General features: G+C 65.3%; 18 protein-coding genes. 8 read left to right on the forward strand and 10 right to left on the reverse strand.

Annotated features, from left to right (window positions below):
* The first annotated feature begins 205 nt into the window (after positions 1-205).
* From VL52_RS17300 to VL52_RS23520, 4 genes are all read left to right on the forward strand, one after another.
* Entirely contained in the window at positions 206-505 is a 300-nt protein-coding gene (locus VL52_RS17300; protein WP_021476368.1) for a hypothetical protein, read from the forward strand.
* A gap of 141 nt (positions 506-646) precedes the next feature.
* On the forward strand, positions 647-2,044 hold the full coding sequence (locus tag VL52_RS17305) for an MATE family efflux transporter (protein WP_046158198.1): 1,398 nt from the start codon (positions 647-649) through the stop codon (positions 2,042-2,044).
* Positions 2,041-3,066, forward strand: a complete 1,026-nt coding sequence (gene murB, locus VL52_RS17310; protein ID WP_046158199.1) for a UDP-N-acetylmuramate dehydrogenase — start codon at positions 2,041-2,043, stop codon at positions 3,064-3,066. Before VL52_RS17305 ends, murB begins: the two co-directional genes overlap by 4 nt.
* Before the next feature lie 38 nt (positions 3,067-3,104).
* Entirely contained in the window at positions 3,105-3,713 is a 609-nt protein-coding gene (locus VL52_RS23520) for an HAD family hydrolase (protein WP_052729376.1), read from the forward strand.
* Here the strand turns inward: VL52_RS23520 and VL52_RS17320 are convergent.
* On the reverse strand, positions 3,708-4,094 hold the full coding sequence (locus tag VL52_RS17320) for an MAPEG family protein (RefSeq protein ID WP_046158200.1): 387 nt from the start codon (positions 4,092-4,094) through the stop codon (positions 3,708-3,710). The two genes, VL52_RS23520 and VL52_RS17320, sit on opposite strands and share 6 nt — an antisense overlap.
* Before the next feature lie 35 nt (positions 4,095-4,129).
* Positions 4,130-4,804: an energy-coupling factor ABC transporter permease gene (locus tag VL52_RS17325; RefSeq protein WP_046158201.1), complete on the reverse strand. Its 675-nt coding sequence runs from the start codon at positions 4,802-4,804 to the stop codon at positions 4,130-4,132.
* A gap of 129 nt (positions 4,805-4,933) precedes the next feature.
* On the opposite strand from VL52_RS17325, the gene nadC reads away from it, so the two are divergent.
* On the forward strand, positions 4,934-5,773 hold the full coding sequence (nadC, locus tag VL52_RS17330) for a carboxylating nicotinate-nucleotide diphosphorylase (RefSeq protein ID WP_046158202.1): 840 nt from the start codon (positions 4,934-4,936) through the stop codon (positions 5,771-5,773).
* Between the two features lie 82 nt (positions 5,774-5,855).
* Positions 5,856-7,727 carry a sensor domain-containing diguanylate cyclase gene (locus tag VL52_RS23525; RefSeq protein WP_160298960.1) on the forward strand — a complete coding sequence of 624 codons (1,872 nt, stop codon included), beginning with the start codon at positions 5,856-5,858 and terminating at the stop codon, positions 7,725-7,727.
* A gap of 16 nt (positions 7,728-7,743) precedes the next feature.
* On the opposite strand, the gene VL52_RS17340 is transcribed toward VL52_RS23525, so the two are convergent.
* The 3 genes from VL52_RS17340 to trxA form a co-directional block, all read right to left on the reverse strand.
* Positions 7,744-8,355 (reverse strand): CoA pyrophosphatase, encoded by a 612-nt coding sequence (locus VL52_RS17340; protein ID WP_046158203.1) that lies wholly within the window; start codon positions 8,353-8,355, stop codon positions 7,744-7,746.
* A gap of 110 nt (positions 8,356-8,465) precedes the next feature.
* A complete protein-coding gene (rho, locus tag VL52_RS17345) occupies positions 8,466-9,722 on the reverse strand; it encodes a transcription termination factor Rho (RefSeq protein ID WP_021476377.1) in 1,257 nt (418 codons plus the stop codon).
* 126 nt (positions 9,723-9,848) lie between these two features.
* Positions 9,849-10,175: a thioredoxin TrxA gene (gene trxA, locus VL52_RS17350; protein ID WP_046158204.1), complete on the reverse strand. Its 327-nt coding sequence runs from the start codon at positions 10,173-10,175 to the stop codon at positions 9,849-9,851.
* Between the two features lie 201 nt (positions 10,176-10,376).
* Between trxA and fabI the strand changes: the two genes are divergently transcribed.
* The gene (gene fabI / locus VL52_RS17355) at positions 10,377-11,165 is read left to right on the forward strand and encodes an enoyl-ACP reductase FabI (RefSeq protein ID WP_021476379.1); all 789 of its coding nucleotides are present in this window, start codon (positions 10,377-10,379) and stop codon (positions 11,163-11,165) included.
* 218 nt (positions 11,166-11,383) lie between these two features.
* On the opposite strand, the gene VL52_RS24730 is transcribed toward fabI, so the two are convergent.
* Entirely contained in the window at positions 11,384-13,129 is a 1,746-nt protein-coding gene (locus VL52_RS24730; protein ID WP_052729377.1) for a methyl-accepting chemotaxis protein, read from the reverse strand.
* Positions 13,130-13,178: 49 nt separating this feature from the next.
* Entirely contained in the window at positions 13,179-14,888 is a 1,710-nt protein-coding gene (locus VL52_RS25640) for a methyl-accepting chemotaxis protein (protein WP_046158205.1), read from the reverse strand.
* 324 nt (positions 14,889-15,212) lie between these two features.
* On the opposite strand from VL52_RS25640, the gene VL52_RS24735 reads away from it, so the two are divergent.
* Entirely contained in the window at positions 15,213-15,398 is a 186-nt protein-coding gene (locus VL52_RS24735) for a hypothetical protein (RefSeq protein WP_144410312.1), read from the forward strand.
* Between the two features lie 69 nt (positions 15,399-15,467).
* Here the strand turns inward: VL52_RS24735 and VL52_RS17370 are convergent, their stop codons facing one another.
* From VL52_RS17370 to VL52_RS17380, 3 genes are all read right to left on the reverse strand, one after another.
* The gene (locus tag VL52_RS17370) at positions 15,468-17,876 is read right to left on the reverse strand and encodes a response regulator (protein ID WP_052729379.1); all 2,409 of its coding nucleotides are present in this window, start codon (positions 17,874-17,876) and stop codon (positions 15,468-15,470) included.
* Positions 17,873-19,573, reverse strand: coding sequence for a chemotaxis protein CheB (locus VL52_RS23535; protein WP_052717450.1), 1,701 nt, complete (start codon positions 19,571-19,573; stop codon positions 17,873-17,875). Before VL52_RS23535 ends, VL52_RS17370 begins: the two co-directional genes overlap by 4 nt.
* A partial coding sequence (locus tag VL52_RS17380; protein ID WP_046158206.1) for a response regulator occupies positions 19,570-22,093 on the reverse strand: 2,524 nt, incomplete at its 5' end. The genes VL52_RS17380 and VL52_RS23535, both read right to left, overlap by 4 nt.

Below are 22,093 nucleotides of genomic sequence, written 5' to 3' on the forward strand. Positions count from 1 at the left end.
TAAAGCGTATCCGGATCAACCCGCTTGCGCTTAATGGCCAGCGGTTTTTTTCATGGCTGGCCGGGCATGCTCTCCCGCAGGCGGTTTCGGATCGGTTCAGGCGCCGAGTTAATGACAACTTGCAGGGCGCCGAAAAATCCTGCTAAAGCGTCGCCGGCCATCCAGGCCCGGCACGCGCAGCGCGACCGAACCTGGAGAGCCAAAAATGTACGACTGCCTGCAAGACAGCTATACCGATTTCTCTTTTGCGATTTTTGATGCCGTGGGAAGACCTCGCCCCCTCTGTGGCAGCCTGAGCGCCACACCGCTGCCGTCCGGCGACGACAGCGCCCTGCACGACCTCGCCGCTTTCGCCCGCGACCAGGGCTATGAGATAGACCGCTGCGAACAGCAACTGACCGTCCGCGACATCAGCCTGGCCGACGCGCTGGCGATCAACACCCGCTTCGGCGGCGAGCTGATCATCAGCTGCGATCTGCGGCGCGATCCGCCGGTGCGGTTCTAAGCGCGTCCTGCCAAGCGCCTGGGTCTATACTCCGTAGCGCAACGTGGCGCCATGTCCACGGGGCTTGGCCGTCCTTATGCAGACAGTATGCGGGCGGGACGGCTATAATCGGCAGTTTCTGCCCCAAATCCGCAGGACCGCATGCTGTTCGAACTCAACCGCGCCTCGCGCGCCGAAATCCTGGCCGAAGCGCGCCAGATCGCCGGCCTCGCGCTGCCGATGATGATCGCCCAGATCGCCCAGGTGGCCACCAGCTTCGTCGACACCGTGATGGCCGGCCGCGTCGGCACCGACGACCTGGCCGCCGTGTCGCTGGGCGCCAGCGTGTTCATCACCGCCTACGTGACGCTGATGGGCGTGGTCGCCGCGCTCAATCCCATCCTGTCCCACCACTTGGGCTCCCGAGACCAGCGCGCCTTCGGCCACGACGCGGCCCAGGGTTTGTGGTTCGGCCTCATCCTCGGCATCCTGGGCGGCGGCCTGATGCTGGCGCTGGAAGCGCCGCTGCGCCACTGGCTGCACTTGCCGTCCGAGGTCACCGACAAGGTGATGCTGTTCATCACCGGCGCGGCCGTAGGCATGCCGGCGGCGATGATCCACCGCGCGCTGCACGCCTACGCCTCCAGCCTGGGCCACCCCAAGGCCATCATGGTGGTCAGCCTCTTGGCGCTGGCGCTGAACATTCCGCTCAACTACATCCTGATCCACGGCCTGTTCGGCATGCCCAAGATGGGCGGCGCCGGCTGCGGCTGGGCCACCGGCATCGCGTTCTGGTTCAACTGTCTGGCGCTGCTCGCCTATGTCAGCTGGCACCGCAATTTCCGCGACAACCGCATCCTGGCCGGCTTGGCCGCGCCGGATTGGCGCCGCTTCCTCGCCTTCCTGAGGCTGGGCGTGCCCATCGGCCTGTCCTTCTTCGTCGAAGTCAGCCTGTTCTCTTTCATCGCGCTGCTGATCGCCGAGCTGGGCACCGTGGTCGTGGCCACCCACCAGTCGGTGCTGAACTTCTCCAGCCTGATCTACATGCTGCCGCAAAGCGTGGCCACCGCGCTGTCGGTGCGGGTCGGCCATCACGCCGGCGCCGGCGACTACAAGGCCGCCCGCTTCATTTCCGGCGTCGGCATGCTGATGGGGCTGGCGATGGCCGGTGGCGCGATGTTGCTGGTGCTGATGCTGCGCGAGCCCATCATGTGGATGTACAGTACCGATCCCAGAGTGATCGCGATGGGCACCACGCTGCTGCTGTTCGCCGCCGTCTATCAACTGACCGACGCCGCCCAGACCATCGCCTCCGGCGCGCTGCGCGGCTACAAGCTAACCGCCGTGCCGATGCTGATCCACATCACCTCGTTCTGGATGGTGGGCCTGGGCCTGGGCATGCTGCTGGGGCTGACCGACTGGATCGTGCCGCGGATGGGCATCTACGGCTTCTGGACCGCGCTGGTGATCAGCCTGACCGTGGCCGGCCTGCTTCTGACCTATTATCTGGCCCGCGCCAGCCGCAAGCGGCTGCGCCGCGATCAAGGAATCATGTTATGACCCTGCAGTTTCGCGCGGATGTCGACCTGCGCTCCTACAACACCTTCGGCATGGCCGTCCGCGCCGCCCACTTTTGCCAGCTGGACGATGCCGCCGACCTGCCGGCCCTGCTGGCGCATCCGCTGTACCGCCAAGGCCCGGTGCTGTGGCTGGGCGGCGGCAGCAACCTGCTGCTGACCCGCGACTATCCCGGCCTGGTCATCAAGGTGGCGCTGGCCGGCATCCGCCTGCTGGGCGAAGACGGCGACGACGTGATCGTCGAGGCCGCGGCCGGCGAAAACTGGCACGGCTTCGTCCAATACGCGCTGGCCCAAGGCTGGTACGGCCTGGAAAATCTCAGTCTGATACCCGGCACAGTCGGCGCGAGCCCGGTGCAAAACATCGGCGCCTACGGCGTCGAAGTGAAGGACCGCCTGCTGGAGGTGGTGTGCGCGCGGCTGGACCGGAACGGCGAGGCGCTGACGCTGTCGAACGCCGAGTGCCGCTTCGGCTACCGCGACAGCGTGTTCAAGCGCGAGTCCGCCGGCCGGCTGCTGGTGACGGCGGTCCGTTTCCGGCTGTCCCGCCGCGCGGATCTGCGCACCGGCTACGGCGACATCCAGAAACAGCTGCAGGCCGACGGCGTGGATCAGCCGACGCCGCTGGACGTCAGCCGGGCGGTGGTCGCCATCCGCCAGAGCAAGCTGCCCGATCCCGCCGTGCTGGGCAACGCCGGCAGCTTCTTCAAGAATCCGGTCGTCGACGCCGGACAAGCCGCCGCGCTGCTGGAGCGCCATCCGCAGTTGCCCAACTATCCCGCCGCCGACGGCCGGGTCAAGCTGGCCGCGGGCTGGCTGATAGATCAATGCGGGCTGAAAGGCTATCGCGACGGCGACGCCGGCGTGCATGACAAACAGGCGCTGGTGCTGGTCAACCACGGCCAGGCAACCGGCGCCCAAATGCATGCGCTGGCGCGCAAGGTGCAAAACTCGGTAAGCGAGAAATTCGGCGTGGCGCTGGAACCGGAACCGCTGATCCTGTAAGCGCCCGTCCCCGACAACGCAATGTCTTTGGAGAGCAAATGAGCAAGCAAGCGGAAGTTCTGGTATTCGATCTGGGCGGCGTATTGGTGGACTGGAACGGCATCGACCCGCTGGTGCGGCTGTCGGATGGCCGGCTGGAGCGCGAACAGGCGCGTCTGTTCTGGATCGACAGCCCCTGGGTGGCCAAGCTGGATTTGGGCGAATGCGCGCCGCGCGAGTTCGCCGCCGCGATGACCGACACCCTGCAGCTGGGCGTCGACGCCGACGCGATGCTCGGGCAGCTGTCCGACTGGCTGGCCGGCGCCTACCCCGGCGCAGCGGAAATGCTGGCCGAACTGTCCCGCCGCTTTCCGCTGGCCGCGCTCAGCAACAACAACCCGCTGCACTGGGACAAGATAGACCGCGAATTCGGCCTGCTGCCCCACTTCCGGCACACCTTCGCCTCCCACCTGCTGCATCTGCGCAAGCCGGACGCCGCCATCTACCGCCACGTCCAGCAAACCCTGGGCGTCGCGCCCGAAGCCATCGCCTTCTTCGACGACAACATCGAGTGCGTGGAGGCCGCGCGCGCCCAGGGCTGGCAAGCCTTCCACACCGCGGGCCTGCCCCAGGTACGCGCCGCGCTGCAGGCGCAGGGCTGGCTATAAGGCGATCACGCCGCCGGCGCGCAAGAACAGGTAAAGCACGGCCAGCAGGCCGATCAGCCAGGCCAGCGAGCGCAGCGCCGCCTGGTCCGCCACGTACAGCAGGCCGTGTCCGACGCGCGCCAGCGCGAACACGGCCGCGGCGGCGTTCATCTCCGCCACCGGCACCTTCATCAGCCAGGCGGCCGTAACGGCCGCCAGATAAGTGGGCAGCGCCTCCCAGGCATTCTGCTGCGCCCAGTTGGCGCGCTGGCGGCGGCCAGCCAGCTGCGCCGCCCACTCCCGCGGACGATGGTTGTCGTAACGCACCCCGGCCTTGGCCACGCCGGCCCAGATCAGCGGCAGCACCGCGGCCAACAACAGACTCCATAGCACGAACGGCATCGACTCCTCCTTGTTTTGACAGCGGCAAACGCCGCTCAGCCGGGGCCCGGCTTGCCTCCAAGATAGCGCCCGTCGTCAAAGGTCGCCACCCAGCGCGGCTTGTACACCACCAGCACCGCGAGCAGCAAGCCGGTGGTGAAGGCTTCCGACCACGACAGCAAGAAGTAATAAGGCAATGCTTCCTCCAACAGCGCGTCCCAGGGATAGGCGCCGGCCAGGCCCAGCCCCAGCACGCCGCACAAGGCCGCCGCCAGCAGGCTGGCCCCGCCGGCCAGGAAGCCGTTGACGAAAATGTAGACGAAGAAATGCGCGGGCAAGCGCCGCCGCGCCAGTTCCAGCATGCCGGCGGTCACCGCCACCGCGGGCAGCGCCGTCAAAAGCCAATTCAGCCCCAGCGCCCGCCAGTCGGCGTGGCCGGCCGCGGCCAAGGCCAACTGCACCGCCGCCAATGCCAGCATCGCCAGCCACGGCCCCATCAGCAAGGTGAACAACGCCGCTCCCAGCAAATGGAAGGATAAGCCCGGCTGCAGGCCGCCGCGCAGCAGCCATAGCGCCAGATCCAGCACGCAGGCCCCCATCCAGGCATTCAGCGCCGCCGGATCCAACATGCGCCATCGCACCCGGAACGCGGCGAAAGTCAGCGCCGCGGCCGCGAGCGCGCCGGCCAGCCACGGCGCCCAGCCGGCAAACAGCAATGCGGACAAATCCATGACATTCAAATTTAAAGAAACCGGGCCTCAGCATAACAGATGCCCGCGCGCCCTCCCGGACTTTCGCCGCCGGCGCACGCGCCAACTCCGGCTCCTGCCGTTACAATACGCTTTTGGATGGAGACCTTCATGCCCCTGCCCGCCCACCACCTGATCGCCCAACACGTATCCCTGGCCCTGGCCGAAGACATCGGCCCCTGCGACTGGACCGCCCGGCTGATAGCCGCAGACAAAACCGGCGCCGCCCGCGTGATCGCCCGCGAAGACGCGGTGATCTGCGGCCAGGCCTGGTTCGACGAGTGCTTCCGCCAGGTGGACGCGGGCTGCGCGGTGGAATGGCTGGCGGCCGAGGGCGAACGCGTGGAGGCGGGCCGAGAGCTTTGCCGGATCAGCGGCCCGGCCCGCGCGCTGCTCACCGCCGAGCGCAGCGCGCTCAATTTCCTGCAGTTGCTGTCCGGCGTCGCCAGCGAGACCCGCCGCTACGTCGACGCGGCGGCCGGCCATCGCGCCCGCATCCTGGATACCCGCAAGACCGTGCCCGGCCTGCGGCTGGCGCAAAAGTACGCAGTCACCGTGGGCGGCGGCGCCAATCAGCGCATCGGCCTGTTCGACGGCATCCTGATCAAGGAAAACCACATCATGGCCGCCGGCGGCGTCGCCCAGGCGATGGCCCAGGCGCAGGCCGGCCTGCCGCCGGGCGTCACGCTGCAGATCGAAGTGGAGTCGCTGCCGCAACTGGAGGAAGCGCTGAGCCACGGCGCCAAACTGGTGCTGCTGGACAATATGTCGCTGGACGACATGCGCCGCGCGGTGGAGATCAGCGCCGGCCGCGCCGAGCTTGAGGCCTCGGGCGGCATCGACCTCGACAGCGTGCGCGCCATCGCCGCCACGGGCGTCGATCGCATCTCCGTGGGCAAGCTGACCAAAGACGTGCGCGCGCTGGATCTGTCCATGCGCTTCACCCTGTAACGCGCTACGCAGCCATGGGCAGAGCTGTCATACTGGGGACATGCCTACTATAAGCAAAGCATAGCCCTCACCGTTCATGGACATGACTCCGCCCAGATTCGGCTCCCGCTCCGCCCGCCACGCCAAATGGGGCGCCGCGCTATTGTTGCTGGTGACCCTCGCGTTGCTGGCGGTGGACCTGTCCACCAGCTACCGCCAGCTGGAAACCGAGGCCGGGCGGCAAGCGAGCGGCCTCAGCCAGCTGCTGGCGGAAAGACTGAGCTCCGGCATCCACGAGGCCGGCCTGATCCTGCAGAGCAGCAACCAGATTCCCGAAATCCAGCGCCTGCTGCGCAGCGGCGCGCTGGAGCCCGGCGCGCGCCAGAACCTGACACAGAAACTGCTGCAGCTGCTGCAGCTGGCGCCCTACCTCAGCCGCGTCGAAATCGTGGACACCGCCTGCCAGACGGTGTTCAGCAGCAAGCGCGACAGCGCCTCCCCCCCGCACCACAACGAATTCTGCCGCTGGCTGCACCGGATCGACCCCAAGGAAAGCAACTACACCACGGTGATACACAGCCCCACCGACGGCGGCATCGTGCTGGCCAACAAGCTGTACGACGGCGAAGGCAACCTGATCGGCATGGCCACCGGACTGATCAAGCACAACTTCATCCAGGACGAGGTCAGCCGGCTGACGGTTGGGGAGCACGGCGAGATCCTGGTGCTGGACCAGCGCCAGCTGACGGTGACGCGCTGGCCGCAAACCAGCGGCAACGATCCGCAAAGCTACCGGCCGCTGCAGCCGCGCGAAATCCTGTCCCACGACCCCGGGCAGATGCTGTTCGACGCGCCGTCCAGCTTCGACGGCCGCGAACGGCTGTACAGCATGCGCCAGACCGGCAACTACCCGTTCCAGGTGGCGGTGGGCCTGTCGCGGCGCGACTTCACCCGCTACGTCTGGGACAAGGCCTGGCTGGCGATCCCGGGCTGGCTGTTCCTCTCCGCGCTGACCCTGCTGGCGCTGCGCAAGCATCTGTCCAATCTGCGCCAGCACCAGTTGCTGCTGCAAGGCAACGAGCGCATACGCGCCAGCGAGGAGCAGGCCAGGCTGATCCTGGACACCGCGCCGCTGGCGCTGCTGCTGGTGAATCCCCAGACCATCCGCATCCGCCACGCCAACTCACCGGCGCGGGAAATGCTGGGCCTGCCGCCGCGCGATCCCGAGCAGGCCGCCGACAATGAATTGAACCTGCCCTTGAAGCTGCAGCCGGTGGAGCAATGGCTGCGCGAGGGAGAGGACGCGTTGCAGCAAGAGGTGGAGCTGGAACTGGAGGACAAGAGCCGGCTGTGGGCGATCGTCTCGCTGCGCCGGCTAGGACACGACAGCCAGCCGTCGGCGCTGATCGCGTTGTATGACATCTCCGGCCGCAAGCTGCTGGAACAACAGTTGCACGAAAGCAATCAACAACTGGCCGAGATGGCGGTCACCGATCCGCTGACCCGCCTGTACAACCGCCGCCACGCCGACATGGTGCTGCGCGACGAGATCAGCCGCTGCGAGCGCTACGGCCAGACCATGGCCATCGCCGTGTTCGACATCGACCACTTCAAGCGCTTCAACGACCAATATGGCCACCAGGCCGGCGACGACGTGCTGGTGGCCGTCGCCAACGCGCTGCGCGACACCACCCGCAACACCGACATCAACGCGCGCATCGGCGGCGAAGAGTTCATGGTGATCTTCCCCTACACACGGCTGCGCGACGCGCAAAAAGTGATGAACCGGCTGCAGATCGCGCTGACCCACACCACCTTCCCCTTCGTCGAGCAACGCATCACTTTCAGCGGCGGCGTCACCGACTGGCGGCCGGGCGACAGCCCGGCGCTGATGATGTCGCGCGCCGACAAGCTGCTGTACGACGCCAAACAGTCGGGCCGCAACGTGGTGCTGTCGGATCAGGAAGAAGCGTGAGCCGGCAAATCCGGCGTTAGAAAGACGCGCCGCCCAGCGCGTCGGCCAGCATCCACATCATCGCCGCGGTGGCGCCCCAGATGGTGTGCCGGTCCCATTGCAACGACAGATACTGGCCGGCCACGCCATCGCGGACATAGTCGTGGCGGCTGTACGCCTGCCGATCCAGCAGCAGCGGCAGCGGCACTTCGAATACCTCGGCCACTTCGTCCGGCGCCGGCGCCAGCGCCAGCGGCGGATGCAGCAGGCCTACCACCGGCGTGACCAGATAACCAGTCACCGTCACGTATTCCGGCAAGCTTCCCAGCACCCGCACCGACGATTCCGGCAGGCCGGTCTCCTCGCGCGCCTCGCGCAGCGCGGCCGCCTGGGCCGACGCGTCGCCGCTCTCCAGCTTGCCGCCGGGAAAACTGACCTGGCCGGGATGGCTGGACAGATGGTCGGTGCGGCGGGTGAACAGCACCGTGGCGCCGTCCGCGTGCCACACCAGCGGCACCAGCACCGCGGCCGCCTTCAAGCCAGGCGACGCCGCCCGATAGGGCAAATCGGCCACCCTGCCGGTGAAATCGTAGGATTGCAGCCGTCCGGCGATCATCGCGGCGGCCTCGTCTGCCTCCATGGACCACATATCGTTATCCTTTTATCTCCCGGCGCCCGCTCTTGCGGCAGACATGTCTCCAATGTACCAAAAAAAATGCCAGACCGGCATGGTCTGGCATCTTGGCTGGCGGATATCGCTCAGCGGCGCATCGAGTCGAAGAAAGCCTGGTTCGACTTGGTGGCCTTGATCTTGTCCTGCAGGAATTCCATCGCCTCCAGGTCGTCCATCGGGTACAGCAGCTTGCGCAGCACCCAGATGCGCTGCAGCTGGTCTTGCGGAATCAGCAGCTCTTCGCGGCGGGTGCCGGAACGGTTGATGTTCATCGCCGGGAAGATGCGCTTTTCGGCCATCTTGCGGTCCAGATGGATTTCGCAGTTGCCGGTGCCCTTGAATTCCTCGTAGATCACATCGTCCATGCGGCTGCCGGTGTCGATCAGCGCGGTGGCGATGATGGTCAGGCTGCCGCCCTCCTCCACATTGCGCGCGGCGCCGAAGAAGCGCTTGGGACGCTGCAGCGCGTTGGCGTCCACGCCGCCGGTCAGCACCTTGCCGGAAGCCGGCACCACGGTGTTGTAGGCGCGGGCCAGACGGGTGACGGAGTCCAGCAGGATGACCACGTCCTTCTTGTGCTCGACCAGGCGCTTGGCCTTTTCGATCACCATCTCGGCGACTTGCACGTGGCGGGTGGCCGGCTCGTCGAAGGTGGACGACACCACTTCGCCGCGCACCGAGCGTTGCATTTCCGTCACTTCTTCCGGACGCTCGTCGATCAGCAGCACGATCAGCACCGCGTCCGGGTGGTTGGCGGTGATGGCGTGGGCGATGTGCTGCAGCATCACGGTCTTGCCGGACTTCGGCGGCGCCACCAGCAGCGCGCGCTGGCCGCGGCCGATGGGCGCGATCAGATCGATGATGCGGCCGGTGATGTTTTCTTCGGCGCGGATGTCGCGCTCCAGCTTGAACTGCTCGGTCGGGAACAGCGGCGTCAGATTCTCGAACAGAATCTTGTGCTTGGAATTCTCCGGCGCCTCGCCGTTTACCTTATCCACTTTCACCAGCGCGAAATAGCGCTCGCCATCCTTCGGCGTGCGGATCTCGCCCTCGATCGAATCGCCGGTATGCAGATTGAAGCGGCGGATCTGCGAGGGGCTGACATAGATGTCGTCAGGGCCCGCCAGATAGGAGGTATCCGGGCTGCGCAGGAAACCGAAGCCGTCCGGCAATACTTCCAGCGTACCCTCGCCGAAAATGCTCTCGCCCTTCTTGGCCTGGTTCTTCAAAAGCGCAAAGATCAGATCCTGCTTGCGCAACCGGTTGGCGCCGTCGATCTCGTTGGAAATGGCCATTTCAACGAGCTCGGATACGTGGAGATGTTTGAGATCAGATAAGTGCATAGCGGTCGTGAGGTCGACTCGGTAGTAATGAGGCGGAGCGCCTATCGGGGGTGTGGAAGCGTAAACGAAACGGGCGGCTTGTTTATGCCACCCGTCATGAAAGATTGTGCGTGGAGAATAGACGCTTTACAGTTGACTGTCAATGAAGGCGGTCAGCTGGCTCTTGGACAGCGCGCCGACCTTGGTGGCGGCGACTTGACCGTCCTTGAACAGCATCAGAGTCGGAATGCCGCGGATGCCGAACTTGGGCGGAGTCTGCTCGTTCTGGTCGATGTTCAGCTTGGCGATTTTCAGCTTGCCTTCGTATTCCTTGGCCACTTCGTCCAGGATCGGGGCGATCATCTTGCACGGGCCGCACCATTCGGCCCAGTAATCGACCAGCACCGGGCTGTCGGACTTCAGGACATCGTTTTCAAAAGAATCGTCGGTTACGTGCAGGATCAGATCGCTCATGGCTTCCTCGTCAAAATTGGGTGTGCTTAATTCGGGATGGTAGCAAGCGGCGGAGCGGGCGGCAACCTGCGGCACAAAGTTCCGTTCCCCCTACGTTCAAGGGGTTATCCTTGCCGAAACCGGCGCTTAGCTTCCACGACGCTGCTGCAAATCGCCGGCATTCGGTATAATGGCTGGCTGTTTACATGTGAAGGACACCAAATGGGCTTTCTGCAAGGCAAGAAAATCCTGATCACCGGCATGATCTCCAACCGCTCGATCGCCTATGGCATCGCCCAGGCCTGTCATCGCGAAGGCGCCGAGCTGGCGTTCACTTACGTGGTGGACAAGCTGGAGGACCGTGTCCGCGAAATGGCGGCCGACTTCGGCTCCAAGCTGGTTTACCGCTGCGACGTGCAGAACGACGACGAGATCAACCAGCTGTTCGCCGACCTCGCCAAGCAATGGGACGGCCTGGACGGTCTGGTGCACTCGATCGGCTTCGCCCCGCGCGAAGCGCTGGAAGGCGACTTCCTGGATTCTCTGAGCCGCGAAGCGTTCCAGATCGCTCACGACGTGTCGTCCTACAGCTTCCCGGCGCTGGCCAAGGCCGCGCGTCCGATGATGCAGGGCCGCAAGGCCGCGCTGCTGACGTTGTCCTACCTGGGCGCGGTGCGGGCGATCCCGAACTACAACGTGATGGGCCTGGCCAAGGCCAGCCTGGAAGCGTCGGTGCGCTTCATGGCCGCCAGCCTGGGCAAGGAAGGCATCCGCGTCAACGGCATCTCCGCCGGTCCGATCAAGACGCTGGCCGCCGCGGGCATCTCCGGCTTCTCCAAGCTGCTGAACATGGCCTCCAGCCAGGCCTGCCTGCGCCGCAACGTGACCACCGAGGAAGTGGGCAACGCCGCCGCCTTCATGCTGTCCGACCTGGCCTCCGGCATCACCGGCGAGATCACCTACGTCGACGCCGGCTACAGCGTCAATGCCTTGAACGTGCCGGAAGAATAAGCGTTTTCGCGTTCCAGACGCCGACGGCGCAGGCTTTGCCTGCGCCGTTTTCCATTCATGCCCCGCCAGTCGCCCCCGCCAGCAAAGCTCCCTCCGGTTTTTTCACGCCACTCGGCGCTGATTCCGATATAACTGACCACTCATTCCGGTGAAGGGTAGCTATCGAGCGCTCACAATGCTGGTGATGACCAGCCCCAGCCACAGTCGCTTGCCCGAAATCAGATATGAAATCGCTCCACCACGTTCTTGAGCTTGCTAGCGCGCTGGTTCAATTCGTCCAGGGTGGAGCTAGCGCTCTGCGCCACTTCCGACGTGGAACGGGTCATGCCGTTGATGTGCTCTGTGGTGTGGGCGATATTGCCGACAGCGGTGGACTGCTCTCGGGTAGCATGGGTGATCTGTGCGAAGGTTTCTACCACCTGCCCCATCAACCCGCCTATGTTCTCGATTTCGTTGGCAGCGCTCTGAGCCAGGTCCACGCTCTGATCCACGGTGCTGCGCGCCTGCTGCATACTGCTGACGGTGCCGGCGGTCTGCTGCTGCATGCCCTGGGTCATGGTGGTGATTTCAGTCGTCGCCTGTGCTGTGCGCTCGGCCAACTTGCGCACCTCGTCCGCCACCACAGCGAAACCCCGGCCCTGTTCCCCGGCGCGGGCGGCCTCGATGGCCGCGTTCAGCGCCAGCAGATTGGTTTGGTCCGCAATATCCTTGATCACGCCGACGATAGAACTGATCTCCTCGGAATGCTTGCCGAGGGAGTGCAGGGTATCGCCCAATGTCGCCATCGCCTGGGACAGTTTGCCCACCTCCGCCGATACCTGCTGCATCGCGTGGCGGCCGCGCTCAGCGCTGTCATTGGCCTGGGAAATGATGGCGTTGGCGTCTGAGGTGGTATCGGCGACATGGGTCACGCTGACGGTGATCTGCTCGATGGTCGCGGCATTGGAGCTGATCGCCTGGTTCACCTGATCGGCGTCCGAACTGATGCGGTTGGTGGTCTGATGCAATGACCCCACCGCGCTCACCAGCTCGCCGGCGTTGTTGTTGACCTCGCCGATCAATCGGCGCAGCCGCTGGTTCATCACCCCGATCTGGCCCAGCGCGCTGTGTTCCGGCGCATTGGGCACCGCCACCGTCAGATTGCCGGAGGCGATTTCCTGCAGCACCTGCTCGATCTCGCTTACCGAGCCGCCCAACTGGGCATTCAATTGGCGCCGGCCCAGCAGAATCAGGAACAGGATTTCGCCCACCAGCAGGATGATGGTCACCAGAAACATCAGCTGCGCATTGGACAGCCTATCGCGCGCCTGTTGCAGTGCGGTATTGGTGCGCTGATCCAGCAGAACGAAGAAGTCGTCGATAGGCTTCATGATCTTGGCCTTGTACTGGTGGTACTCCTTGCTGTGCACCAGCTTGCGCGCCAGTTCCATGTCGGGCTGCCCGTTGACGGTGTAATTGCCCTGCGCGTCGGCGAACTTGCCCTTCACCGCATTCATCGCTCGCACTTCAAGGTTGACCAGGCCGTCGGAGTTGGCCTGCGCTTCCTTGAGCTTGGCAAACTCGTCGTCGGTGAATCCGGCTTGCTTCATCAGGTTTTGCAGCGGCACGGTTTCGCCATCCGGCCTGGGCTTGTCCTGGCCCGCAGCGACAAAGTCCCAGTAAATGCGGTTGTACTCCTGCGGCCGCGGCGCCTTGCCGTTGCGGATGTCCAGTACCCGGTTGTACTGCTGCTCATAGGCTGGATCGCCGGTGACGACGTAGGTGCGGCCCAGGCGAGTAAGATCATCCGAGCTCTGCCGCAGCTCGGAGGCGAGCAAGTAGGAATGGTAGCGGTTGTCGCTGGCGGCGCTCATCGAGTCAACCGCCTGCCGCATGGATATGAAGGTATACACCACGCCGATGAAGGTCAGCACGATCAGCCCCAGCAGACCGTTGATCACGACATTGCCGCGAAAATTGTTCATGGAGGAAGCTCCTTGCGATCCGGGTCCGCCGCCGATCCCGGCGACGGAATCAGATACGGGATGCGGGACCGGTCCCGATAACGACAGCACGCGAATGGGCGGCAGCCGGACTTTGGATGATCGCGCCGACATCGGCGCGTGTCTGGAAACGCTGCATCAGCCTTTGCATCTCGTCCGCGCAGTCATTGCCTTTTTCGGAGATGACCGCCAGTTCTTCGACGAGGCATGCATTCTGCTGCGTGGCGGCGCTCAGTTGCTGGATCGTGGCGTTGATCTGCCCGACCGCGCAGGCTTGTTCCTTGGCGGCGCTGGCGATTTCCTGGATCAGATAGGCGGTGCGGCGGCTAGAGTCCACGCTGGCTTCAAGCTGTTGTCCGGCCCGGCCGGCCATGTTCACTCCCAGATTGGCCACGCTGGAAATTTCGCGCGCGGCCATCTGGCTGCGCTCCGCCAATTTGCGCACCTCCTGCGCCACCACCGCGAAACCCCTGCCTTGCTCGCCGGCGCGGGCGGCTTCAATAGCGGCATTGAGCGCCAGCAGATTGGTCTGATAGGCGATGTCGTCGATAACCATGGTGCATTCGGCGATCCGCTTCATGCTTTGCACAGTCTGCTGGACGATATCTCCGCCCTGCTGCGCGTCGACGGCCGCCTTAGCCGCCATGTCTTCCGTCAAGGTCGCGTTGTCACTGGTCTGACTGATGGATGAGGAGATTTCCTCCAGCGAGGCCGCCGCTTCCGACAGATTGGCTGCCTGTTCCCCGGTATTGCTGGAGAGGCTCTGGGAAGTGCTATTGATCTCCGCCGCCAAGGTGGACAGGCGGCCGGCGCTGCTCTGGCTGCTGGCGATGGAGGCATTCAGCCCCGCGATGGTCTGGACAATGGCGCCGGCCATGCTGTCGGCTGGGTAGCCGCCCTCGCGCGCGTTCACCGTCAAATCCCCTTCGGCCACCGCCCGCATCATGCCTGACACATGCAACGGCTCGTCCCCCAGCATCCTGTGCAATTTTCGGTAAATGGTGCGGAACATCAGCACACTCAACACGCAACTGGCGAACAACAAACCAATCAGGATGGCCAGCCACAAGCCAGCCTGCGACTGGGCCTGGCTCACTGCGCGGTTAGTACGCTGCTCCATCATCTGGTAGAACGTGTCCACCGGGCGCATGATAGAAGCCTTATCCTGATGGTACTGGCTGTCATGCAGGATGCGTCTGGCCATCGCCGGATCAGGTTCTCCCTGCCGGGTAAAACCGCCCCTGCCATCGGCAAAGCGCCCCTTCATCGCGTTCATCGCCACCGTTTCGGTATTCACCAGTCGGTCTGAATTAGCCTGCGCTTCCTTGAGCTTGGCAAACTCGTCGTCGGTGAAGCCGGCCTGGCCCATCAGCGTCTGCAGAGGCACCGCGACGCTATCAGGCTGCGGCTTGCGGCCATCCACGGCCATGAAATCCCAGTAAATGCGGTTGTAATGCTCTGGACGCGGCAGCTGGCCATTGCGGATGGCCAGCACTGCCCAGTATTGCCGCTCGTACATGGGATTGCCGGTTTCGGCATAGGTGCGGACCAGCCGGGTCAAGTCGTCTGAGCTTTGCCTCAGCTCATTGGCCAGCAGGTAGCTCTGATAGCGCTGCGACTCCGCCCGCGCCTGCGTACCCAACGCCTGCTGCAGTTGGAAAGTGCATAGCAGGACCAGCGACAGCAGCAGGATCGTCAGCCCCGCGCTTGCCGCCAGCAAAGATTTGATGCTTAGTCTCATACCCCGCCCACCTCGCGCTCAATCGTGGGAATCCGCCCTTCAAGGGGCTGTTTTGGTACCGTTATAGGTACTAATGCGAACATTACCAATAGATCGATATCAGACATCGCTCTGCGCACAAGTGACGCCGGGGTAAGCTACAAACAGCTTGGGATGTCTGAATCGCCCCAGATGCGATTAGTTGAGAAACCATCGGTCTGATCCAGGAAGCGCCAATGGCGGGCCTGCCGTCAGCACCGGCCATTTTTCCTGGCGTGGATCATCGACCGCTTTGGCAGAACTCCCGACCATCCTGCAGGCTGACGGGCAGGCCTTCGACTCGAGATGTCTGCCACACTGCCTATGCGCCAAAACGGCAGAAGGGAAGAAAAGCACCTGCAACTGCCCAGGCAATGCACAGGCTTGCCAGCGGCTGTCGCTGCGGCAGTTTTTTCAAAAACTTTGCAGAAAAACCAGATTTTTTCAGGAACTCTGCGCCAGTTCCGCTTTGTTGCAAGCGCACAAAAATGAAAAAGCCTTATTCGGCAAGGAATGGGGTTTTCACTAACGGAACCTCTCTACAGCGCTCCTCACGTTGGATCAATCCAGCCCCTTCCCCTCGTCCAGCGCGCGCAGCGCCTCTATGGAACAGCCAAACGTCCGCTCCAGCTCCGGCAGCAGATCCACGGCCGACGCCAGATCCTCTCCCTTGCCCTGCTGCTCCAGCGCCAGGCACAGCGAAGCCAGCGGCTGGGCGCCCACGCTGCCGGCGCAGTTCTTCAGCGCATGGGCCGCGCGGAACAGGCCGGCGCCATCGCCGGCGTCCACCGCCTGCCGAATGTCCATCAGCAACCGCGGCCCCTCGTCCATCCAGGCGCTCAGCATGCGCGGCAGCAAATCCGCCTTGATCCCCCGGATCGCATCCAGCGTGCCGGCGTCGAGCCATTCTCCATCGCGGCTCTCCGCATCGCCCGCCGCCCCTTCCGGTCCGGCTTGCGCCTCGTCTCCCAAAGGCAGCCAGCGGGCCAACGCCGCCCCTAGCTCCTGCTGGGTAAAGGGCTTGGCCAGATAATCATCCATGCCGGCCTCCAGGCAGCGCTCCCGCTCGCCCAGGCCGGCGTTGGCGGTCAGCGCGACGATGACCAGGCGCGCGTCCCTGCCGCGCTCCCTCTCCCGCTCCCGGATCGCGCCGGTGGCCTGCCAGCCGTCCATCACCGGCATCTCGCAGTCCATCAGCGCCAGATCGAACGCGCCGTCCTGCCACAAGCGCAGCGCCTCTTCGCCGTTGCGCGCCAGCGCCATCTCGCAACCCAGATTTCCCAGCATCGCCGTCGCCAGTTCCTGATTGACCAGATTGTCCTCCACCAGCAGCACCCGGCCCTTCAACTTCGGCTGCCGGTCGTCTCCGCCCCCTTCCGCCTGCGCCGCCCTGGCGACGGACGATCCCAGCTGCAGCAAGGCGTTGTACAGCTCGGACCGGCGCACCGGCTTGGTCAGCACCTGGCGCGCCAGCTGCGCGGCGCCGTTCAGCTGCTGGAGGTCGTCGGCGGCGGAGCTGAGGATGATGGCCGGCGGCGCCGACGTCCCCAGCCTCTCCCGCACCAGGCTCAGGAACATCTGCCCGTCCATCTCCGGCATCATCATGTCGGATACGATCAGATCCGCCTCATGCCCCGCAGCCAGCCAGTCCAGCGCCTTCCCGGGCTCATGGAAGGCGTGGATGTGGCACTTCCAGGACGCCAGCTGCTGCTCCAGAATCTCCAGATTGGTGACGTTGTCGTCCAGCACCAGCACCCTCATCCGCGCCACGCCGTCGGCCGGAGGCGGCGGCGACAGGCTGCTCGAGGCTCGCGGCAGGCTCAGCGTGAAGTGGAACTCGGCGCCGGCGCCGGGTTCGCTCGCCAATTCGATGCTCCCGCCCATCATGCCCACCAGCCGCTGGGAGATCACCAGGCCCAGCCCGGTGCCGCCAAAGCGCCGGGTAGTGGAGCTGTCGGCCTGGGAAAAAGGCTGGAACAGCCGCTTCTGCTGTTCCGGCGAGATGCCGATGCCGGTATCCCGGACGCTGATCCGGCACGTCAACGCCATCCCCGTCTCCGCTACGCTGTCCACCCGCGCCAACACCTGGCCGGACTCGGTGAACTTGATCGCGTTGCCCAGCAGATTGGTCAGCACCTGGCCCAGGCGCTTGCCGTCGCCGACCACGTCCACCGGCATCAGCGGCAGCGCGCACATCAGCTCCAGCCCCTTGCCGTAGGCGACAGGCGCCAGCCGTTCGACGATTTCCTCGACCAGCAGATTGAGAGAGAACGGCCGGTTGTCCAATTCGAACTTGCCGGCCTCTATCTTGGAAAAGTCCAGAATGTCGCTGATGATGGCCAGCAGGCTCTCGCCGGAGCGATGCACCACGCTGACGTAGTGGCGCTGCCGCTCGTCCAGCCGGGTTCGCCTCAGCAGGTCGGTCATGCCGATCACGCCGTTGAGCGGCGTGCGGATTTCATGGCTCATCACCGCCAGGAATTCGCTCTTGGCGCGATTGGCCGCCTCCGCCGCGTCGCGCGCCTCGGTCAGCTGGGCGTTGGCATCCAGCAAGGCCTGGCTGCGGACCTCCAGCGCCATCTCGCGCTCGTGCAGCTTCTGGTACAGCCGGACGCGGTTGAGCAGCAGGTTGTCGTCCAGCGGCTTCATCAGGTAATCCACCGCGCCCAGGCCGTAGCCGCGGCCGATGAATTCGTCGGCCTTGAAAATGGCGGTGACGAAGACGATGGGAATGCCGCGCGTGCGCTCGGTCATCTGCAGATGGCTGGCGGTTTCGAAGCCGTCCATGCCCGGCATCTGCACGTCTAGCAGGATCAGGTTGACCTCCCGCTCCAGCGTGATCAGCAGGGCCTCCTCGCCGGAGCCCGCCTCCAGCACCTCGCAGTCGTCCAGCCGGCCCAGCAGGGCCTGCAGGGTGACGCGGTTGTTGCCGTTGTCGTCCACCACCAGTATCACGAATTTCCGGCTCATGACGCGGCGCTCCGTCCCACGCGATAGATATGGCTGCCGCTGCGATAGAGCTCGAAGCCCATGTCCAGCGCCAGGCGGTTCAGGCCGTCCTGCGGCCCCAGCACCAGGAAGCCCTCCGCATGCAGCGATTGCGCGAAGCGCCGCAGCACCTGGCGCTGCAGTTCGGTGTCGAAATAGATCAGCACATTGCGGCAGACCACCAGCTGGAATTCATTGAAGATGCCCTCGTCGGTCAGCGAATGGCGGTAGAACAGGATGCGCTGGCGCAGATGGTCGTCGGCCTGCAGGAAGCGGCCGTTCCGGGACAGGTAGGCGTCGAACAGCCGCTTGCCGCCGCTGCCCAGGTAGTTGGCGCGGTTGGCGTCCAGCGCCTGGGCGGGGAACAGCGCGCTGCTGCCCTGGGCCAGCAGGTATGGATTGAAGTCGGTGGCGAACAGGTGGCTGCGGTCCAGCAGGCCCAGCTCGTCCAGCACGATGGCCAGCGAATAGGCTTCCTCGCCGCTGGAGCATCCGGCCGACCACAGCTTGATCAGCGGAAAGCTGGACAGATAGGGCAGGATCTCCTCGCGCAGCAGCTTCAGCTGCTCGGGATGGCGGAAGAAGCTGGTCACCCCCACCGGCAGCTCCGCGCACAGGCGCTCGAACAGCGCGACGTCGGACAGCACCGCGCGCTGGAAGTCGGCGAAGCCGCCCATATGGAACTGCCCCATCAGGTTGCGGATGCGGCGCTTCAGGCTGTCGCGCTGGTAATTGCGGAAGTCGTAGCCGTAATGACTGACCAGCGCGGCCAGGAACAGCTCCAGCAGCTCGCCTTCCGGCTGGGCGTCGGCGCCGGCCGCCGCGGCCGCGACCACGCTGGCGATCGCCGGCAGCTTCATCAGGTAGTCGTAATGGCCGGCGTTGCGCGCCGCGTCCGGCATCACGCGCGCCGGCGCGCATTCGCCGCCGTCCTGGATGATCACGCAGGCGCCGGCGGCGCGCAGCGCGGCGCAGCCGTCGGTGCCATCCTGGCCGAAGCCGCACAGCAGCACGGCCATCGCTTCCGCGCCGTACTCGCCGGCCAGCGACTCGAACAGCGCGTCGATCGACGGCCGCGCGAACTGGATCTGCCGATCGCGGGTCAGGTAGACATAGCCATGGCCCACCCGCATGTGATGGCCGGGCGGGGCCACGTAGATCGTTCCCGGCTTCACCGGCGCCATGTGCTGCGGCATTTCCACGCTGTAGCCGGTGCGCGATTTCAGCAGCTGATCGAGCAGGTTCACCTGGTTTTCCTGCACGTGCTGGGCGACGAAGACCGCCATCTCGGACACCGGCAGCCGCTCGACGATGTGCAGGATGCACTCCAGGCTTTGCGCGGACCCGGCCAGCGCCAGCGCCCGCGGATTCGGCCGCGCGTCGGCCGGCGCGGTCCGGCCGGAGACCAGCCGCGCCGGCAGATTCAGCCGCGTCAGCCCATGCGCCAGCAAGGCATGGTAAGCGACGATTTTCAGCTTGCCGCCCCCGTTCAGCCGGTCCGCCATCGCGCACAACAGCTCCACGCACAATAAATCAGCATCGTAAAAGCTCAGCTCCAGCGCCTGCTCCGGATTGGCGCGCAGCAGGTCCAACACCACATTGCGGTCCTCCTGCCGGTCCAGCCGCCCCAGAATGGCGACCTTGCACTGGCCGGAGCGCTGCTGCACCGTCACGCTCACTTAGCCCGTCCCTCGCACCATTGCGCCACCTTGGCCACCAGCACGTCGTAATCCACCGGCTTGGACAGGTAGTCGTCGGCGCCGGTGGCCAGGATCTTCTCGCGCTCGGCCGGCAGCGCCTTCGCCGTGATCGCCACCACCGGGATGTCCTTCCAGGCCGGATTGGCGCGGATGGCGGCGATGGCCTGGTAGCCGTCCATTTCCGGCATCATGATGTCCATCAGCACCAGATCCACGCTCTGGTGCTGCAGGAATTCCAGCGCCCGCCGGCCGTTGACCGCGCTGTTGAGCTTGGCGCCGTGCCGCTCCAGCGCCGCGGTGATCACGAACAGATTGCGCGGATCGTCATCCACCACCAGCACGTGCCGGTCGGCCAGCAGCTTGCTGCCGGCGGGCGCGATCGGGGCCTTCAGCTCGGCCCGCTGCCTGGGCACGTCCTGCAAGAAACGCTCCACGTTTTCCAGCAGCCGCTGGCCGGCCTGCGGCGTCTTGACGATCACGCAGTCGGAATAGGCCCGCAACGCCGCCTCGTCCTCCTCGCTGGGCTTGCCGCTGGCGTAGAACACCAGCGAGATGTCGGGATCCACGCCGCGCAGCGCCTCGGCGACGGCCACGCTGTCCGCGATCTCCGCCTCGCCCAGGTCCAGCACCGCCAGCTGGCTGCGGTGCCGTTCCAGCAGCGCCTTCCAGTCGGCGTCGGGCGCCGCCGCCACGATGTCGCCGCCGATATCGCCGACCAGCTTGGACACCTCGTCGCGGCTGATGCCGCCGCGCTCCACCACCAGGATGCCCCCGCCCTTGCCGCCCACCGCCTTGACCAGCTCGGCCTCGGCCGCGGCTAGCAGCTTGTCGCTGGCGGGCTTGCGCAGAAAGCCGATGGCGCCCTGCTGCAGCAGCGCCTCGTCGCGGTCGCGCGCCGACACGATATAGACCGGGATGTCCGCCAGCGCCGGCCTCGTCTTGATCTCGTGCAGCACCTGGGTGCCATCCATGTCGGGCAGGCCCAAGTCCAGCAGGATGCCCGCCGGCCCGTGCTCGGAGGCCAGCTCCAGGCCTTCCGCTCCGGTCGGCGCCAGCAGCGTTTTGTAGCCCAGCCGCCGGTTCATCGCCACCAGCATCTGGCCGAACACCGGATCGTCGTCTATCAGCAGTATCGCCTTGTCGCCGCGCCGCAGCGCCGCCCTGTCGTCCGCCACCTCCAACGAAACCGAGCCGGCCGACGCCGCTTCCGGCCTGCCGCTCTCAGGCAGCCAGACGATGAACTCGCTGCCCTCGCCCGGCTCGCTCTGCAGCTCGATGGTGCCGCCCAGCATCTGCGCGAAGCGCAGGCTGATGGTGAGGCCCAGGCCGGTGCCGCCGAATTCGCGCGAGGTGGAGCCGTCGGCCTGCTGGAAGGCCTCGAAGATCACGCTTCGCTTTTCCGCCGGAATGCCGATGCCGCTGTCGCGCACGCTGATGCGTATCGGCAGCGCCGCGTCCGGATGGCGGCTCATGGAGAGCGTGACGCCGCCGCTGCGGGTGAACTTGATCGCATTGGTCAGCAGATTGCGCAGGATTTGCGACAACTTGTCCGGATCGGATACGAAATCGCTGTCCAGGCTGTCGTCGACGACGAAGTCCAGCCCCTTGTCGCGCGCCAGATGCTCGAACATGCCTTGCAGCTCGCCGCATACATCCCGGCTGCTCAGCGTGGCCAGGTGCACGTCCATCCGGCCGGCCTCCACCTTGGACAGGTCCAGCACGTCGTTGATCAGCCGCAGCAAGTCCTCGCCGGAACGATGGATCACCTGCGCCCACTTCAGCGCCTGGTCCTTCACCGTCCCGTCCTCGTTGTTCACCATCATCTTGGACAGCAGGATGATGGAGTTCAGCGGCGTGCGCAGCTCGTGCGACATATTGGCGAGAAACTCCGACTTGTACTTGCTGGCCAGGTCCAGCTGCTTCGCCCTGGCCTCCTGCAACAGCCTCGACTCCTCCAGCTCGCGGTTCTGCTGTTCCAGCTGCTGCTGCGACTCCTCCATCTGCGCATTGGTCTGCTGCAGCTCTTCGGTCTGCTGCCGCAGTTGCTGCTGCGCCTCTTCCATCTGCGCGTTGCTCTGCTGTAGCTCTTCCGACTGCTGCTGCAGTTGCTGCTGCTGCTCTTCCATCCGCGCATTGCTTTCGCGCAGCTGCTCGCTCTGCTCCCGCATTTCCTTTTCCGCCGCCTCGCTGGCGGCCAGCAGCTTGCGGATGTGGACCCGCTGCTCGGCGACGAACAGGAAAGACGCCAGCATGCCGCCGACGTTGGACAGGAACTCCAGCTTGCGCTCGTCGAAATGCTCGAAGCTGGATAGCTCGATCACGCCGACCAGCTCTTTTTCGTGCAGCAAGGGGTAGGTGTAGGTGTAGCGCGGCAAGGCCAGCATGGTGCCGGTGACGATGGGCGCGGCGGCGGCATCGCCGCTCACTTCCAGGATGATGGGCTTGCGCTCGCGCGCCACCTGGCCCACCGCGCCCTCGCCCAGCGCGAAGCTGGCGCCC

The organism is Chromobacterium vaccinii (assembly GCF_000971335.1).
In the GTDB taxonomy this organism is placed as follows: Bacteria; Pseudomonadota; Gammaproteobacteria; order Burkholderiales; family Chromobacteriaceae; genus Chromobacterium; species Chromobacterium vaccinii.